Source organism: Neobacillus sp. GCM10023253, assembly GCF_042653105.1.
Classification (GTDB): Bacteria; Bacillota; Bacilli; order Bacillales; family Cytobacillaceae; genus Neobacillus; species Neobacillus citreus.
The window spans coordinates 897,550-914,131 of the sequence record NZ_JBHSHV010000003.1 but is presented as its reverse complement, the minus strand read 5'-3'; the positions used below and the strand labels follow the sequence as shown (position 1 = coordinate 914,131).

At 40.6% G+C, this 16,582-nt stretch carries 15 protein-coding genes; 1 reads left to right on the top strand and 14 read right to left on the bottom strand.

Features of this window, described 5'->3' with window-relative positions; all coding sequences use genetic code 11:
• Positions 1 to 7: 7 nt before the first annotated feature.
• From ACFPA1_RS04785 to ACFPA1_RS04750, 8 genes are all read right to left on the bottom strand, one after another.
• The gene (locus ACFPA1_RS04785; protein ID WP_213140355.1) at positions 8 to 796 is read right to left on the bottom strand and encodes a tyrosine-protein phosphatase; all 789 of its coding nucleotides are present in this window, start codon (positions 794 to 796) and stop codon (positions 8 to 10) included.
• Between the two features lie 45 nt (positions 797 to 841).
• Entirely contained in the window at positions 842 to 2,104 is a 1,263-nt protein-coding gene (locus ACFPA1_RS04780) for an ABC transporter substrate-binding protein (RefSeq protein WP_213140356.1), read from the bottom strand.
• 117 nt (positions 2,105 to 2,221) lie between these two features.
• Positions 2,222 to 2,626, bottom strand: coding sequence for an acyl-CoA thioesterase (locus tag ACFPA1_RS04775; protein WP_213140357.1), 405 nt, complete (start codon positions 2,624 to 2,626; stop codon positions 2,222 to 2,224).
• A gap of 51 nt (positions 2,627 to 2,677) precedes the next feature.
• Positions 2,678 to 3,379: an ABC transporter ATP-binding protein gene (locus ACFPA1_RS04770; RefSeq protein ID WP_213140358.1), complete on the bottom strand. Its 702-nt coding sequence runs from the start codon at positions 3,377 to 3,379 to the stop codon at positions 2,678 to 2,680.
• On the bottom strand, positions 3,363 to 4,139 hold the full coding sequence (locus ACFPA1_RS04765) for an ABC transporter ATP-binding protein (RefSeq protein WP_213140359.1): 777 nt from the start codon (positions 4,137 to 4,139) through the stop codon (positions 3,363 to 3,365). Before ACFPA1_RS04765 ends, ACFPA1_RS04770 begins: the two co-directional genes overlap by 17 nt.
• Entirely contained in the window at positions 4,126 to 5,136 is a 1,011-nt protein-coding gene (locus ACFPA1_RS04760) for a branched-chain amino acid ABC transporter permease (RefSeq protein ID WP_378581562.1), read from the bottom strand. The genes ACFPA1_RS04765 and ACFPA1_RS04760 overlap by 14 nt, the downstream gene beginning before the upstream one ends.
• A gap of 6 nt (positions 5,137 to 5,142) precedes the next feature.
• On the bottom strand, positions 5,143 to 6,009 hold the full coding sequence (locus ACFPA1_RS04755) for a branched-chain amino acid ABC transporter permease (protein ID WP_213140361.1): 867 nt from the start codon (positions 6,007 to 6,009) through the stop codon (positions 5,143 to 5,145).
• Positions 6,010 to 6,027: 18 nt separating this feature from the next.
• Positions 6,028 to 7,656, bottom strand: a complete 1,629-nt coding sequence (locus tag ACFPA1_RS04750) for an acyl-CoA synthetase (protein ID WP_378581560.1) — start codon at positions 7,654 to 7,656, stop codon at positions 6,028 to 6,030.
• 427 nt (positions 7,657 to 8,083) lie between these two features.
• On the opposite strand from ACFPA1_RS04750, the gene ACFPA1_RS04745 reads away from it, so the two are divergent.
• Complete coding sequence (locus tag ACFPA1_RS04745; protein WP_378581558.1) at positions 8,084 to 9,346, top strand: ABC transporter substrate-binding protein; 1,263 nt, start codon at positions 8,084 to 8,086, stop codon at positions 9,344 to 9,346.
• A gap of 117 nt (positions 9,347 to 9,463) precedes the next feature.
• Here the strand turns inward: ACFPA1_RS04745 and ACFPA1_RS04740 are convergent, their stop codons facing one another.
• The 6 genes from ACFPA1_RS04740 to ACFPA1_RS04715 all read right to left on the bottom strand — a co-directional run bounded on the left by ACFPA1_RS04740 (position 9,464) and on the right by ACFPA1_RS04715 (position 16,579).
• Complete coding sequence (locus tag ACFPA1_RS04740; RefSeq protein WP_378581556.1) at positions 9,464 to 10,234, bottom strand: 3-hydroxyacyl-CoA dehydrogenase; 771 nt, start codon at positions 10,232 to 10,234, stop codon at positions 9,464 to 9,466.
• Between the two features lie 117 nt (positions 10,235 to 10,351).
• Positions 10,352 to 11,503: a thiolase family protein gene (locus ACFPA1_RS04735; protein ID WP_378581554.1), complete on the bottom strand. Its 1,152-nt coding sequence runs from the start codon at positions 11,501 to 11,503 to the stop codon at positions 10,352 to 10,354.
• A gap of 30 nt (positions 11,504 to 11,533) precedes the next feature.
• Positions 11,534 to 12,514 carry an NAD(P)H-dependent flavin oxidoreductase gene (locus ACFPA1_RS04730; protein WP_378581552.1) on the bottom strand — a complete coding sequence of 327 codons (981 nt, stop codon included), beginning with the start codon at positions 12,512 to 12,514 and terminating at the stop codon, positions 11,534 to 11,536.
• Between the two features lie 26 nt (positions 12,515 to 12,540).
• The gene (locus ACFPA1_RS04725; RefSeq protein ID WP_378581859.1) at positions 12,541 to 13,692 is read right to left on the bottom strand and encodes a CaiB/BaiF CoA transferase family protein; all 1,152 of its coding nucleotides are present in this window, start codon (positions 13,690 to 13,692) and stop codon (positions 12,541 to 12,543) included.
• 113 nt (positions 13,693 to 13,805) lie between these two features.
• Positions 13,806 to 15,338, bottom strand: coding sequence for a class I adenylate-forming enzyme family protein (locus ACFPA1_RS04720; protein ID WP_213140367.1), 1,533 nt, complete (start codon positions 15,336 to 15,338; stop codon positions 13,806 to 13,808).
• A gap of 95 nt (positions 15,339 to 15,433) precedes the next feature.
• Positions 15,434 to 16,579 (bottom strand): acyl-CoA dehydrogenase family protein, encoded by a 1,146-nt coding sequence (locus tag ACFPA1_RS04715; protein WP_378581550.1) that lies wholly within the window; start codon positions 16,577 to 16,579, stop codon positions 15,434 to 15,436.
• Between the last annotated feature and the right edge of the window lie 3 nt (positions 16,580 to 16,582).

Genomic DNA, 16,582 nt, shown 5'->3' with positions numbered 1-16,582 from the left:
TTCACTCCTATTCTAAACAATAATTTTTAATGTTTTCCCTAACCTCTTCGGATATCCCGAATTCCTCTGCAATATACGTGTCAAAATCACCATAATTCCTTAATATCGCGTTATAGGCAGCATGAAGATAGTCTTCTCTTAGTGGAAAAGCATTTATTAATTGTTTATATTCTTCTGGAGTAAAATATTGTGATGCTTTTTTAAAAATGGTTTGATGACGTTCGGCTAAGGTTAGATTTGAAAGTAAGTAATCTTCTAATACAGTTTCATAGGGTACACCCATTGTCATCAATATTAACATGGCACCTACACCCGTTCGGTCACGTCCGCCGGTACAGTGGTGGACGAGCGGCAAGTTTTCTTCCGGGCTTTTTAATAGCATCATCAATCTTTTGTAAGAAGGATTCTGTATTGGCATCTCAGTGTAAATCTTTATAAATCTTTCAACTGTGAATTGACGGTAATAGTCCGCATTAAATCCGTCGTCTTTCACAAACATATTTGTGGCAATATTTTCTTCGCTAATCGCAGAAACCCGCTCAAGTATTGCAGACCCTAGAGGCGGATCAGGCTTCCGTTCCGCCTCTTTTTGTCTGCGATAATCAAACACTCGTTTTAATTGAAGGGTTTCTAATAAACTTACATCTTCGTCAGTTAATCCGGTTAATTCTGCTGCTCGAAAGAAGAGCCCTTTTTTTACTTTTCTGCCATCCTTTGTTGCCAGTCCGCCCATATCGCGGAAATTAACTGCTCCACTCAGTGGCAGTAGGCACTCCGGCATTATATTTTTCTTCATTCGTACCACCTATCAAATTTTATTTAAGAATTTTAATTTCATAAGTTATTTTTTGGGTAAGGAAATTTTTCCTGTTTCAGGATCAAACTCGATGGAATCGGAAATTTGTTGAATTTTTCCATTCTCTGCTTTGGTCATGTACATTTTCGTAATTCCATAATGGTTCTTATCGGAGAACGATACCCCAGCATACATAGAGCCATCCCAATTATCGAATGAATTGAAGGATTTTAGGAAATTATCCCAGGTAAGGTTATCGCCAGTTCTTTTTAATGCTTCAACGAATACTTGCCCAGCCGACCAGCCGCTTTCTACAAAATTAGTTGCCTGCTCATTTGGATACGATTTCTTAAATCTTTCTTTGAAAAGTTTAATTTTTTCATTATTTTCATCATCCAAACTAATCAGAATCCCACCGCTGTAGGTTCCTTCCCAAACGTCGCCACCGGCTAATTGGAATGCATGGGTATCCCCTCCAGCAATGGAGGAAACAATGTAATTAGCCTTATCTAGACCGATTTTATACATTGCCTTTTTCAAATTGACGACAGGACTCATCACCCCAAAATTAAAAATGGTATCTGGTTTGGCTTGTTGAAGTTTTTGAGCCTGGGCACTGAATTCCGTGTCGGCGGGAAGATAGGTCACTTCGGCGACAAGTTCGACACCAGGATATGTTTTAATCATTTCTTTTATCTTGTTATAAGGTGCTTTTCCAAAGTCATCATTTTGATAGGCGATGGCAATTTTCTTTGCACCCAGCTCGTTGACTGCATAATTTAACATAATTTGAGCTTCCACTTCATAGTTCATCATGGTTGCCCCCATCCAATTCTTTACTGGGGGATCGACAAATCCCTTTAATCCAGTCCCTGGTAAAATGACTGGAACTCCTTTATTTATATAGTAGTCTTTTGCTGCAAGATTAGCGGCAGATCCCTGATTTCCAATGACGGCAAATACTTTATCTTCCTCGACAAGTTTCTTGGCATTCTGTGAAGCTTTTGTTGGCTGATATTGATCATCATAAGCAATTAACTTTATTTTCCGGCCATTTACCCCGCCTTTTTCATTGATATACTGAAAATAGGTATCCATACCCTTTCGGAACGTATCATAGACAGCTACAGGTCCCGTTTGCGGAGCTGAATGTCCAACCAGGATTTCGTTCTTTGTAACCCCTTGAGCTAGTTCATTGCTATCTTTTCCAACAGTTGCATTGTTTGAACTTGTTTTCTCCCCGCTGCAAGCTGCTAATAGAAACACCATCATAAAAGCGGTGAATACAGTAAAGCCTTTTTTGACCATTAAAATTCCTCCTTAATTGGGAAATCGCACATAACAAAACTAATAATATGCATGTCAAGAAGCCTTACGTTTTTAACCTTCACTTGCATAGCAATGAGCTGTTCAAACTAATTTTTATTATGATCTGGCACACTTGAAGTGACGGGCAATCTCATGGATCACTGGTACACCTTTTCTTGTAGCCGTATTAAACATCACAAATGTTTTCGTTGATTCGGTAATTAGAATATCGTCTTGATTATAAATCTCTTGTTTTACGGTAAAACTTTTGTTACCCACATTCATTAAAGTTGTCGTAACACTCAGAGTATCTCCCAATCTAGCTTCCTTATGGTAGGAGACATCGAATTTGAGGACAACCGTACCAAGATCTTGTTTCCTTAACTCCTTAAAATTTACTCCAGCCTGTTTGTACCATTCTCCGACCCCTTTTTCTAAAAAAAGAATATATTTCAGGTAATTGACATGGCCAAGCTGGTCGATGTCCTCTGGTGAGACGACAATTTTTGTAGTAGTCTGCATTCGTTTCCCTCTCTTCATCACATTCCGCATCTATGGATGCTCCCAATTATTTTACCCGCCAAGATAAAGTCGGCGGACTTCATCATTATTTCTTAAATCCTTGGAATGTCCTTCCAAAGCAATATGTCCGTTTTCCAATACATACGCATAATCAGAAATCCCAAGTGCCATGTTGGCATTTTGTTCCACCAGCAAAATGGAAGTGCCATCTTTGTTGATTTTTTTGATGATTTCAAAAATTTCCTTCACAAGAATAGGGGCAATTCCCAGGGATGGTTCATCTAATAAAAGAATCTTCGGCTTCCCCATTAACGACCTTCCTATGGCAAGCATTTGCTGTTCTCCGCCGCTCAGTGTTCCCGCTTTTTGTTTGACCCTTTCTTTTAACCTTGGAAAATATAAAAATACCTTTTCTAAATCCTCTTTAACATTTTTATCTTTGCGGCTATAGGCGCCAATTTTTAAATTTTCCTCCACTGTTAATAATGGAAAAACCCTTCTGTTTTCCGGGCAATGAATAATTCCTTTCTTGACAACCTTGCTCGGGCTGTCTTTCAACATGGATTGACCATCCATTTCATAGGAGCCTTTTTTTGGCTGAATGAGTCTTGAAATCATCTTTAGTGTTGTTGATTTACCAGCGCCATTTCCGCCTAGCAAAGATACAATCTTTCCATCCTCAACCGTCATGTTCAGTCCTCTTAATGCATGGACATGGCCATAATAGACATGCACATCAGACAATTTGAGCATTCTCTTCGACCTCCCCTAAATAAGCTTCAATAACCACTGGATTTTTTTGAATTTCTTGGGGGGTGCCTTCTGCAATCTTTTGACCAAAATTCATCACCGTTACAAAATCTGACACTTCCATAACAAGCGACATATCATGTTCAATCACAAGGACTGTATAATTCATTTCTTTCTTTAAGCGGAGGATGAGCTCGCTGATTTTTTTCGTCTCCACCGGATTCATCCCAGCCACCGGCTCATCGAGTAAGATTAGCTTTGGTGAAGAAATGATGGCTCTTCCGATATCCACCATTTTTTGATAACCAAATGGAAGATTTCTTACCTTCTCATTCGCTAAATCTGATATTGAAAGTAATTCCATCACTTCATAAGCTTTTTTAATTGATTCTTTTTCTGTCTTTTTAACAGAAGGCAAATTTAACGAAATCGAAAAAATATTCTTTTTCAAGGTTGGGTGCAGCCCTACCAGCAAATTGTCAAGGACAGTCATTTTTGCAAACAATTCTACATTTTGAAAACTTCTCGCAATCCCCTCATGGATGACTTGATGGGGTTTAAGTTTTAAAATATTTTTTCCATTAAAATTGATTGTGCCGGCAGCTGGAGTATAGAAACGGCTAATGCAATTGAAAACCGTCGTTTTACCCGCTCCGTTAGGGCCGATGATTGAATAGATATTTCCTTGAGGCACTTCAAACGAAAGGTCTTTAACGGCGGTTACGCCGGCAAATTTTACGGTCACATCGTTAAACGTTAGCATCCCTGGCAGCACCTCCTTGTTCAAGGTCAGAAAGATAAACTTCCGGTTCATCCAATACTTTTTTGCTTGGTTTTTTTATCTTGAATAATTCCAGCAATGATATTAAACCATTTGGACGGAAAAGAATGATTCCGACAATGGCAATTCCAATTATAATATTGGTCAACCCGATTAATGATTTCGTTAATTCAGGCAGTACTGTAAAGATAATGGCACCGATAATGGCACCTGGAATAGAAGCCAGGCCGCCAATGACAATCATCCCAAGTAACAAAAATGAGGTAAACACGGAAAAATCGTTCGGGCTGACGAACCCGATCCAATAACCATAAAGTCCGCCGGCAATTCCTGTAAAAAAAGCGCTAATCACAAACATCAGTGTTTTGTATAAAGGAACGTTAATTCCGGTAGCCTGGGCAGCAACCTCACTTTCTCGAATGGCGACAAAAGCCCTGCCCAATCTGCTTTTCACAATATTATGGAGAATCCATGTGATTAAAACAGTCATTAAAATAATGACGTAAATAAATTGACTATCACTGGACAACCATTCCGGCCGGGCAAGAGGAAGACCAGAATACCCGCCAGTAAGGGAATCCCAGTTAAGTGCAATCTGTGGAATGGACAGACCAAACCCTAACGATACGACGGCAAGAAAGTTACCGCTAAGCCGCACCGCAGGCAGTCCAATAAGTAAACCGATGATGCCAGTAATCACTCCTGATAACGGGAGAACAAGCAAGAAAGGAAGACCTAATTTGGTCGTCAGGATGGCAACTGTATAACCTCCCACCGACAAAAAGCCTGCGTGGCCGATGGAAACCTGGCCGCCAAAGCCAATTAATAAATCCAATGCCATTGCGGTAATGGCATATACACAAACCATAACGAAAATAGAAATAAGATAAACCGATTGTCCAACGATAAAAGGATAAGCAAGGAATAAAAGAACGAGTAAAAATAACCAAGGTTTACGATTTGTAAATAGCTGTTTCAATTCACATCACACCTTTTTTACAATTTTTGCTCCCCCAAATATTCCTTGAGGACGGATGTACAACACCACAACAATCAATAGAAATGTAAAGACAATTTTCAGCTCTGGGGCAACATAATAACTGACTAAATTTTCAAAAACTCCAACGATTAATCCACCAATAACCGCACCCGGCAAGCTATTAAACCCACCTAGAACAGCACCGGCGAAAGCGATAATCAAAACCTCTCCCATCATATTTGGACTTAAAAAAGTTACTGGGGCTGTCATCATCCCAGCTATACCGCCGAGTGCAGTACCAATCGCCCAAGCTCCCATAAAAACGCCGGAAACCTTAATTCCCATTAGCTCTGAAGCCATAATATCCTGTGAGGCAGCACGCATCCCTAAGCCAGCTTTTGTAAATCGGAATAATAGGAAGAACAGCAGCATCAGAACCAACGTTAACCCAACCGTAAAGATTTCGTTAGTCGATATAAAAACACTGCCAAGTTTAAAAGGATCACCATGGAATGCCTCCGGGAACGAAGTGGGCTGATACCCCCATTTAAGTCCGGCCAGCCCATTAAATATCATAAACAGTCCTAATGTAAGCACCACTTGATTTAAATGCGGCGCGGATTGAACCCTTTTCATAATCAACACATAAACCACTATTCCGAAAACTAAGGCAAATAAAAGCGCTAAACCAAGTGATGCTAAATAAGGGAATCCATATTTCGATAAAAAGACATAACTGATAAAGGTTGTGATCATGGCCATTTCGCCATGCGCAAAATTGGCAACTTCAGTTGTTTTAAAAATTAATACAAGCCCTAATGCTGCTAATGCATAGATACAACCAAAAATTAAGCCGCTGGCAATGATTTGCATACGTTTATCACCTTCCGCTTATTTATTTGCTGCTTCGAGACTTTGTTTTAAAATATAACGCTGGATTTTTCCGCTCAGTGTCTTAGGGAGGGTTTCAACAAATTCAACTTCTCGTGGGTATTGATGTTTTGATAGCTTTGCTTTTACGAAAACACTTAATTCGTCAGCTAACTCTGAGGAAGATTTATGAGATGATTTAAGAACTACATATGCTTTTACAATTTCTCCTTTAACAGGATCCGGTTTCCCGATAACAGCAGCTTCAGCTACGGCAGGATGTTCTAATAGGGTGCTCTCCACTTCAAAAGGACCAATTCGGTAGCCTGCGCTAGAAATGATGTCATCTGCTCTGCCTTGGAACCAATAATAGCCGTCATCATCTTTACTCGCTAGATCCCCGGTCCAAAACCAATTTCCTGTTATTTTTTCTGCCGTTTTCTTTGGATCATTCCAATAACCTAGAAAGAAGTACGGAAATGCGTGTATATCTACGGCGATTTGACCCGCTTCACCGACTTCTACCGGATATCCCTGCTCATCTAATAAAGCAATATTATAACCGGGAGTTGGCAGACCCATTGATCCGGGCTTTACCATCATATCTGTGACGTTATAGTTATTTACAATCATCCCAGTTTCGGTTGATCCATAGTGATCATAGATTTCCCGGCCAAAATTATCTTTAAAGAAGCGGACAACTTCTGCATTTAATGGTTCACCAGCACTTGAGAACTGTTTTACAATTAATGAATATTTCTTTACTAAATCAGGACCGGCAGCCATCATCATTCTGTACGCCGTTGGGGCATATGCAAAGTTTGTAACATTATATTGTTCTAGTAATTGATAATATTTTTCCACCTGGAAAGGGCCTTTATATACGACGATAGATATACCGAGACTTAATGGGCATAATGTACAGTTCATCAAGCCATATGCCCAGCCCATATCCGCCCCTCCGAGGAACCTATCATCGTTTTCTATACCCATTGCATATCGCATGTACGGGTAGGTGCTGATTAGTATTTTGTGAGCCCAAACGGCCCCTTTTGGCATGCCGGTTGAACCAGAGGTGTATTGGATGACACTTGGATCCATTATCGATGTTGGCTCTGTTTCATGTTCAGAAGAGAATTGTTGGATAAACTCCCAGAAGGTTAATCCATTACCTGATACACCATCAGTTAATAGAAGCTCACAAGATACCTGTTGACCTTCAATTTTTTTAGCCTGTTCCTGGTTCGTTACTAAAATTTTGCAATCAGCATCTTTTAATCGATACGTAATGGCCTCTGGGCCGAAAGCCGTAAACATTGGAACATAAATAGCACCTATTTTCCATGTTGCAAGGACTGTCAAAATTAATTCCATGTCCTTCCCCAGGAGACCTGCCACACGATCGCCCCTTTTTACTCCTAGCGACCGAAGTGCATTCGCCATCCGATTGGATTGTTCTTTTAAGCGGAAATAGGTCCAGACATCCTTATTTCCTTTTTCATCCTCCCAATAGATAGCGACACGATTCGGGTCATCCGCCCACCTATCACAACATTCATGTGCTATATTAAGCTTTTCATGAACATTCCAATCATAGGTTTTAACTACTTTTTCCCACGAGAAATCATCCCTTAATTCTGCATAATTCAATTTTTGTCACCTCGTTTAAATTTTTTATTTAATCAGAAACCGCTTACAATAATATAACTTTCAGCTGTACAGTATGTAATTCATGAATGCTATTTTTTCCAATTTAGTATTGATTATATAGTACAGAGCAATATTTGTACACATTTTTCTAAATATTATTAATTTTACAAAAACTATTATAAAATAATGATTTTACAATGATTTTGTTAACTTCTTCTATATTTAATAATAAGAGATAAGATATTTTCACGATTTTATTACTTTTTTTGAATACTAGTTTGAATTATTTTAATTTTTAAATAATTAACTTGCAATTTAAATCAAATCTCTTTACACTTATTCTTGAGAGTTTTTAAGAATGTAAGCGCTTTTTAGTAGTGTTTTGTTCTTTGCTCTTAAAGTGAATCTTTGATTGGGGGTAAATTTTGTGAAAAAAAAGTTGACATCAGCACTTGCTTTGATTCTAACTGTTATTTTGTTAGTTTCATGCAGCGCACAAACCAGTAAAAACCAATCAACTAAGGGTGACCCAAAAGACGGCAAGAAACAGGCTCAAGGAGTAACGGATAAAGAAATAATTGTTGGACTCACCGGTCCACAAACGGGGCCAGTCGCAGAATATGATAAAGTCAGAAGAGGCGTTCAAGCATACTTTAATTATGTCAATGATAATGGCGGTGTAAATGGAAGAAAGCTTAAGTTAATCGCCTATGATGATCAATATCAGCCCGCAAAAACACTCCAAAGTATTCAAAGATTAATAGAACAGGATAAAGTATTCTCTATTATATATCCAATCGGAACGGCTAATATTGCCGCATCCCAACAGCTTCTAGAAAAAACTGGCATACCTGTAACGGGCCTGGGGACTGGGGCAGACAAATTTGTGAATCCTCCAATTAAGAATGTTTTTGGCGGAACATTTAATTATGTAGTCGAAGCAAAGGTCTTTTTAGATTACTCTGTCAATAAGCTGAATGCCAAAAAAATAGCCATAGCCTATCAGAATGATGATTTTGGAAAACAGGGACTTGAAGCGATCAAGAAAAATATTGGAAAATATCCTGGAGTTTCCATTGTAAAAGAAGTCCCTTTCTTGGCAACAGATAAAGAATTTAGCTCACAGGCCCAGCAGCTGAAAGAGGCAAAAGCAGATGTAATAATTATGAATACAACTCCTGCGCCAGCAGCAGCACTGCGTAAAGAAATGCATAAAATTGGGGCATCGGACACTCCATTTATTGTTTCACAAACTGGCGGTGCAGATAAAAACCAATTTAATTTAGCGGGGAAAGATGCTTGGGAAGGTATAATATCTTCTCTACAATATCCTAACTATGAGGAACAAATGGATAACCCTGGTGTCAAAAAGTATGTTGAGTATGTAACCAAAGACTTTGGGAAAGAATCGCTTGGAGCTCTCTCTGAAGGCGCATGGTCCACTGCTCAAGTATACGTCGAAGGGTTAAAGCGAGCAGGAGATGATTTGAGTTGGGAGAACTTTATTAAAAAAATGGAAACCTTTGATAAATGGGATGGCTCTTTCTACCCTTCTGTCACCTATACAGCGGAACACCGCTACGGAAATACATCCTTATTCCTAGTTCAAGCAAAAGCCGGTGACCTGGTGCCAGTCACAGGGAATATCCACTATGATCCTGAAAAAGATAAAATTGAGTATGAAAAGTAATTTCTAAAACTACTAGAATATAAGCGGACTCCAGGTTTTGGAGACCGCTTTCTATTTTTTATCACTTAATTCATGAAAAAAACCTCTAGTTTCGACAGCTAGAGGTTCTTTTGCTTATTACTTCGGCTGCATCCGAATCGCGCCGTCGAGACGGATCGTTTCCCCATTTAAATATGGATTTTCAATGATGCATTTTGCTAAATGAGCATATTCGGATGAGTAGCCTAATCGCTGCGGGTATGGAACCATTGCCCCCAATGCCTGGCGGACTTTTTCCGGAGCACCGGCAAACAATGGCGTATCCATAAGCCCTGGAGCAATCGTCAAGACCCTGATGCCATGTCTTGATAGATCTCTTGCAATTGGCAGGGTCATGCCAACAATACCGCCTTTTGAGGCGCTATAAGCTGCTTGGCCCATTTGACCATCAAATGCAGCTACTGATGCGGTATTAATGATTACGCCTCTTTCTCCCTCTTCGTTTGGAGCATTTTGGGTCATTTTTTCCGCAGCTAAACGAAGCACGTTAAATGTGCCAATTAAATTGACTTGTATGACCCTAGTAAAAACGCCAAGATCATGCGGCTTTTCTTTGCCGACAGTTTTCTCGGCCGCACCAATCCCTGCACAGTTTACAGCAACATGGATGGCTCCAAACTTTTCAATAGTTTGGTTAATGGCATTGACCACATCGTCCTCACTGGTAACATTTGTTTTAACGTAAAGAACACGGTCTGAACCTAATCTTTCTACTAAAGCGGCTCCTCTTTCTTCCTGCAAATCAAAGATGGCTGCATATCCCCCGTTTTCAACAATCGTTTCGACGGTGGCTTCGCCTAGTCCGGAAGCGCCTCCTGTTACAACAGCTACTTTGCCGTTAATTTTCATATATCATGCTCCTCCTCTATTAAATCGAAATTTTTAAAAATATGTTGAATACCCTGAGGATAGCCCATTCCAATCTGTGTGGCATGAGCCTCCTTCAGGGAGTTTTATTAAAAGCGATTAGCTAATTCTTTCAACAATTGTGGCATTCGCCATTCCGCCGCCCTCGCAAATTGCCTGCAAGCCATAACGGCCGCCGCTTCTTTCCAATTCATGCAGCATGGTAATCATCAGGCGGGCACCAGATCCGCCTAGTGGATGGCCCAAAGCAATTGCTCCACCATTTGGATTTAACTTTGCAGGGTCTGCTTTTAGTTCATCCATCCACAGCATTGGTACAGGAGCAAATGCTTCATTTACTTCATAGGTATCCATATCTTCAATTGAAAGGCCAGCTTTTTCAAGCACTTTTTTCGAAGCAATGGATGGACCTGTCAACATTAAAGTAGGGTCGGAGCCCACAACGGAACGGGCAACAATGCGGAATCTTGGTTTTAGACCTAATTCCTCTGCTTTTTCCCTCGACATTAATAGAACGGCTGCAGCACCATCACTCATTTGACTGGAATTACCGGCATGAATTCTTCCGTCCTGCGTAAAGGCAGGCTTTAAAGAAGCCAATTTTTCTAATGAAGTATCCTTTCTTGGGCCTTCATCCTGTGTGACAACAATTGTTGAACCATCTTCCCGTTTTACTTCAATTGGCATAATCTCACGATCGAAACGACCTTCTTCTTGAGCTATAATGGCTCTTCTATGACTTTCAAGCGAGAATTCATCGAGCTGACTGCGGCTGTATCCCCATTTTTCAGCAATCCGCTCAGCTGATAAACCTTGATGAATCATTTCATATTTTGAAGTTAACTCTTCACTCCAAGTTGACTCCTTGCGAGAGGCTCCCATTGGGATCCTTGTCATGCTTTCTACTCCGCCGGCAATGACGACATCCATGTCCCCGCTCAAAATGGCCTGAGCAGCAAAGTGAATGGCTTGCTGGCTGGAACCGCATTGACGGTCGATGGTAGTTCCCGGCACATGAATTGGGAAATCAGCCATTAATGCGGCGCTGCGGGCGATATTTAGTCCTTGCTCTTCTACTTGGGCAACACAACCTAAAATGACATCTTCCACAAGTCCTGGAGATATCCCGGCACGGTTCATCAATTCTTTCAAAACCTTTGCAGCCAATTCATCCGGACGGACTGAACTGAATACTCCCTTTCTTTTTCCTACTGGGGTACGTACTGCTTCAACAATAACAACTTCTCTCATTCTCTATTCCTCCTAAATTTTAATAGCATACTAAACGTTAGAATGAACGGACATTCTTTTATTAATAAAATCGATAGACTTCTTTGCCTCTTCTGTTATTTGGGCAAACAAATCCTTGATCGATAATATTTCTTTAATAAGTCCCACAGATTGGCCGCAGGACCAAATACCTCCATCCAAATCACCTTCAAAATACACATATTTGGCTCTTTGGCCGGTAATAAGCGGCATTAATTGTTCAATTGTTGCCCCTTCTCTTTCAAGGCGGTCTACTTCCTTGCTGACAGCATTCAAGGCAACGCGGGATGCACTGCCAATATTTCGTTGAATGATAATGGTATTCGTTTCATCAGATTCTACCATCCATCGTTTTACATTCTCGTGAATTGGCGCTTCCTCAGTAGCCATAAAACGGGTACCCATTACTACCCCTTCTGCCCCAAAAGCCAATGCACTCACTAATCCTCTTCCATCCGCATAACCCCCGCCGGCAATAACGGGAATCTTAACTGAATCTACTATTCTTGGAAGCATGACTAAAGTGCCGACATCACTCATACCAGGATGGCCGCCTGTTTCATTGCCGACAATAATAACAGCATCAACTCCAAGTTTTTCTGCTGAGATGGCATATTTTACACCAGCCACTTTATGGAGGACAATGAATCCGTTTTCTTTCAACTTTGGCATTAAATCTTTGGGACTTCTGCCGCTAGTTTCGACAATTTTAACCCCTTCTTCAATTAAAATATCAATAAAATCTTCATTTGGAGTTGCAGTCTGGCTCGGGAATAAGTTGAGGTTTACAGCAAATGGCTTATTCGTAAGCGCTTTTATTTTGCGAATCTCTTGACGAAGTGCTTCTGGTGTACCTTGTGTTTTTGAGGTAATTACTCCTAATCCACCAGCTTCTGAAACTGCGGCTGCAAGTTCTGCTCTGCCAACTTGAAACATGCCGCCGCAAATGATAGGGTATTCAATTCCTAACAGTTCGGTAATTCTTGTTTTCACTGGTTTTCCCCTCACAAAGTTAATTATTATTCTTTAAATGGTTTAAATAGTACTCCTAATTCTTGTAAAATCTCTTCGTTATGTTCTCCGTGACCCGGCGCTTGGCGAACTGTTTTAGCCTGCGTTCTTGATAGTTTAATAGGATTTGCTACTTGTTTCATTGTGCCATGTTGAGGGTGGATTACCTCTTCTATCATTCCCCTGTGCCTGATTTGCGGATCATGGACCATTTCCTCCATCGTTAAGATTGGGGCGACACAAGCATCGACACCATCGAAGAGATTGACCCATTCATTTAATGTTTTCGTTCCGATTACGGCTTGAATCTCTTTTTTCATCGAGGTTTGCTGATCGGCTGGGGCATTTAACTGGCTTATTAAATCTTCCTTACCAATTACCTGACAGAAGTTTTTCCAAAACTTAAATTCTAGTGCTCCAACAGATATAAAGCGGTTATCTTTTGTTTCATATGTCTCGTAACAGGCGAGGCGGCCGTTTAAGACGAGCTCTCCGCGTTTTGGAAGTTCTCCAGTGGCTAAAAATGCTGGCAAAAACGTTTGCATCCAGGAAACCGCTCCATCCAACATGGAAATATCAATAAATTGACCTTTTCCTGACTTTTTCGCGTCAATGATAGAAACGAGAATACCGATAACTGCCATTAAGGAACCGCCGCCAATATCCCCTATTTGAACGGAGGAGCTTACCGGTTTACTACCTTGTTCTCCTTGCAGCTCCAATAATCCGGAATAGCTTAAAAAGTTAATATCATGACCTGGAATATCCTTGTATGGCCCGGTTTGGCCGTAGCTTGTTATCGCACAATAAATCAACTTGGGATTATGTTTTTTCAGTTCTTCATACCCCAATCCGAGACGATCCATTACACTTGGTCGAAAGGATTCCACCAGAACATCGGCTGTTTTCACCAATTCAATAAAGATCTGTTTATTTTCTTCTTGTTTTAAATCAAGGCTCACGCTCCGCTTATTCCGATTCAAGGAATGAAACATCGCGCTTGCTTCACCAATTTTGGGATCTCCCCATCGCGTATAATCACCTAACTTCGGGTCTTCAATTTTAATCACATCTGCCCCAAAGTCGGCCAGCATTAACGAACAATACGGCCCCGGCAAAAGCCGCGTCAAATCTAGGACACGTATACCCTCCAAAGGCATAGTCAATCGCACCCACTCCCTCCCAAAAAGATACAGCATAAAGTAGATTACCTATTTCTAATAATACCAATTTTCTAATAATTTTACAATTAATTTATTTTTTAAACATTAATTCAATGTTGTGGTGCAACCGTTTTGTAATTCTCTCTTAATTGATATTTCAAGACTTTCCCTGAGGTGTTTCGTGGAAGTTGGTTGATTTGATAGATGATTCTTGGAATTTTATAACCTGCGAGTTCTTCCCGGCAGAATTGCTGTAATTCTTCTTGATTAATTTGTTTTCCTTCTTTCGGAACAATAACTGCTGCTACCGTTTCACCCCAAACTTCATGCGGAACGCCAATAACCGCTGCTTCTAAAATATCAGGATGTTTGTAAAGGACGTGTTCAACCTCAGTAGAGTAGACATTTTCTCCGCCGGAAATAATCATATCTTTTTTCCTGTCTACTAGGGTAATGTAGCCATCCTCGTCTATTTTTGCGAGGTCACCCGTATATAGCCAGCCATTCCTAAGGACCTTTGCTGTTTCTTCAGGTTTTTTATAATAACCCTTCATGACGTTTTCACACTTAATTATAAACTCACCAACTTCACCAGGCTTTGCATCTTCACCGTTTTCATCCACCACTTTTGCATCAGTACCATAAGAAGCCCTTCCAGAAGTGCCAAACTTTGTTTTGTGTTCTTCTGGCAATAGATATACTCCTCCTGGACCACCCTCCGTTTGACCGCACATATTATAAAATTGATCTGTCTGAAACATCTCCATTGCCTGTTTCAATAGGGCTGTTGGCATTGGGGCTGCCCCATATCCGCACCGTTTCACACTGGATAAATCAAATTGGTCCCTATTCGGTACCTGCAGCAAAAAGTTATACATAGTCGGCACTCCAAAGAATAGGCTGATTTTGTATTGATCAATATCCTTTAAGGTCTGTACAGGATTAAATTCCTGGCGGACAATTTGTGTACAGCCAAGGATTGAACCTGGGACAAGGAATAAATTCAATTGTGCACAATGGAATAACGGGGCAAGATGAAGTAGTTGATCCTCCGGCCCCATTTTAAATGTAATGATAATTCCTAGTGCTACATGGATAACGCGGTGATGATCCAGGACCACTCCTTTTGGCAGCCCGGTTGTTCCAGAGGTATACAGAATCTCTGCATCATCTGATTCCAAAACTTCCCGTTCAGGATTATCTACAACCGAGCTTTGGAACGCGGATAAAAGGATTTGGTTCTCTCTTTTATTCGAACCCGCGATAACCTGAAGCTGGATCTTGTCGTTTCCTTCAGAAGCTTTATCGACGACTTCTGCCAAATCTTCATCGGCAAAGACTATTATCGAATCGGAATCGTCCAAAATATAGCTGGCTTCTTTGGCAGTTAAGCGAAAATTTACAGGAACAGCGACCCCGCCGGCTTTTAAAATTCCATAATAAATAAAACAGAATAAATCGGAGTTTTTCATCATTAAAGCAATCTTATCGCCTCTTTTCACCCCATAGCTAATGAGTGAATTGGCAATACGATTCACCTGTTCATTATATTCCTTATACGTATATACTCTTTCATTAAAAATGATAGCTGTTTTGTCTGGCTGGTATCTGGCATTTCGCTCAAGTGCTTCAAAAAGATTCACTTCATATTCCTCCCACATTCAAATACATACACATATAAAAATAGAAGAAAAAAGGGGTGGTGACTTTAGTTCACACTTACCCCTGCAATATCAGCTTATAACCCCAAGTTTTTAGCAATAATTGTTTTCATAATCTCATTGGTGCCAGCATAAATCGAACCTACTGCCACATCCCTGTATCTTCTAGCAATCTCGTATTCTTCCATATAGCCGTAGCCGCCGTGCAGCTGCATGCAATCGTTGGCAACACTCTTGGCAAGGTCCGTCAGCCACCATTTTGCCATCGAGACTTCATTGACCACATTCTTTTTCTCCATATGATCGGTGATCAACTGGTCGACAAAGGTTTCGCCAATTTTGATCTTTGTGGCCATTTCGGCAATCTTAAACTGGGTATTTTGGAATTTGCTGATAGGTTTTCCAAATGCCGTCCGCTGCTTGACATACTCAATGGTCATCTCCAGCATATGTTTGCTGGCAGTAATGCTGCCGATTGCCAGCATCAACCGTTCCTGTTGCAGCTTCTGCATAAGGTAATAAAACCCCTGTCCCTCTTCACCAATTAAATTTTCCCTTGGTACAATAGCATCCTCAAAAATAAGTTCGGAAGTATCATTGGAATGCTGCCCCAATTTACGAAGCTTTTTGCCCTTTCGAAATCCAGGGGTTCCTTCTTCGACTACGATTAAGCTAATTCCTTTATGCTTCGGTACAGCATTTGGGTCTGTTACACATACAACGATTACGAAGTTAGCTGAATACCCATTGGTAATAAAAGTTTTTTCTCCATTGATAATATAATTGTCCCCACTTTTAATCGCGGTTGTTTTTACCCCAGCCAAGTCAGAGCCAGTCCCCGGTTCGGTCATAGCGATAGCCGAAATCATATCCCCGCTGACCGCTTTTGGCAGCCATCTTTGCTTTTGTTCTTCAGAAGCAAATTCGGCAATATAAGGAATAACGATATCATTATGAAGGCCGATTCCGCCTGCTCCCGCGCCAACCTTATCTAGTTCTTCAGTAATGACAACGGAATAGCCAAAGTCAGCGCCCGACCCTCCATACTTTTCATCCACCCATGGACAAAGGAAACCTTGTTCTCCAGCTTTTTTCCAAAATGACTTAGGTACCTGCTTGGCTTCCTCCCATTCTTCGAAATAAGGGTATGCTTCCTTCTCCAAAAATTTTCTGAAGGACCTTCTAAAAATTTCATGCTCTTCTGATAGATATGATTTTGCCATTAC

What these genes read in the sequence shown, in the direction of transcription:
- ACFPA1_RS04735 (WP_378581554.1), bottom strand. Translation starts at nt 11,503, where the DNA reads ATGAGAGAAGTTGTTATTGTTGAAGCAGTACGTACCCCAGTAGGAAAA.
- ACFPA1_RS04775 (WP_213140357.1), bottom strand. Translation starts at nt 2,626, where the DNA reads ATGCAGACTACTACAAAAATTGTCGTCTCACCAGAGGACATCGACCAG.
- ACFPA1_RS04755 (WP_213140361.1), bottom strand. Translation starts at nt 6,009, where the DNA reads ATGCAAATCATTGCCAGCGGCTTAATTTTTGGTTGTATCTATGCATTA.
- ACFPA1_RS04780 (WP_213140356.1), bottom strand. Translation starts at nt 2,104, where the DNA reads ATGGTCAAAAAAGGCTTTACTGTATTCACCGCTTTTATGATGGTGTTT.
- ACFPA1_RS04765 (WP_213140359.1), bottom strand. Translation starts at nt 4,139, where the DNA reads ATGCTAACGTTTAACGATGTGACCGTAAAATTTGCCGGCGTAACCGCC.
- ACFPA1_RS04770 (WP_213140358.1), bottom strand. Translation starts at nt 3,379, where the DNA reads ATGCTCAAATTGTCTGATGTGCATGTCTATTATGGCCATGTCCATGCA.
- ACFPA1_RS04740 (WP_378581556.1), bottom strand. Translation starts at nt 10,234, where the DNA reads ATGAAAATTAACGGCAAAGTAGCTGTTGTAACAGGAGGCGCTTCCGGA.
- ACFPA1_RS04785 (WP_213140355.1), bottom strand. Translation starts at nt 796, where the DNA reads ATGAAGAAAAATATAATGCCGGAGTGCCTACTGCCACTGAGTGGAGCA.
- ACFPA1_RS04715 (WP_378581550.1), bottom strand. Translation starts at nt 16,579, where the DNA reads ATGGCAAAATCATATCTATCAGAAGAGCATGAAATTTTTAGAAGGTCC.
- ACFPA1_RS04725 (WP_378581859.1), bottom strand. Translation starts at nt 13,692, where the DNA reads ATGCCTTTGGAGGGTATACGTGTCCTAGATTTGACGCGGCTTTTGCCG.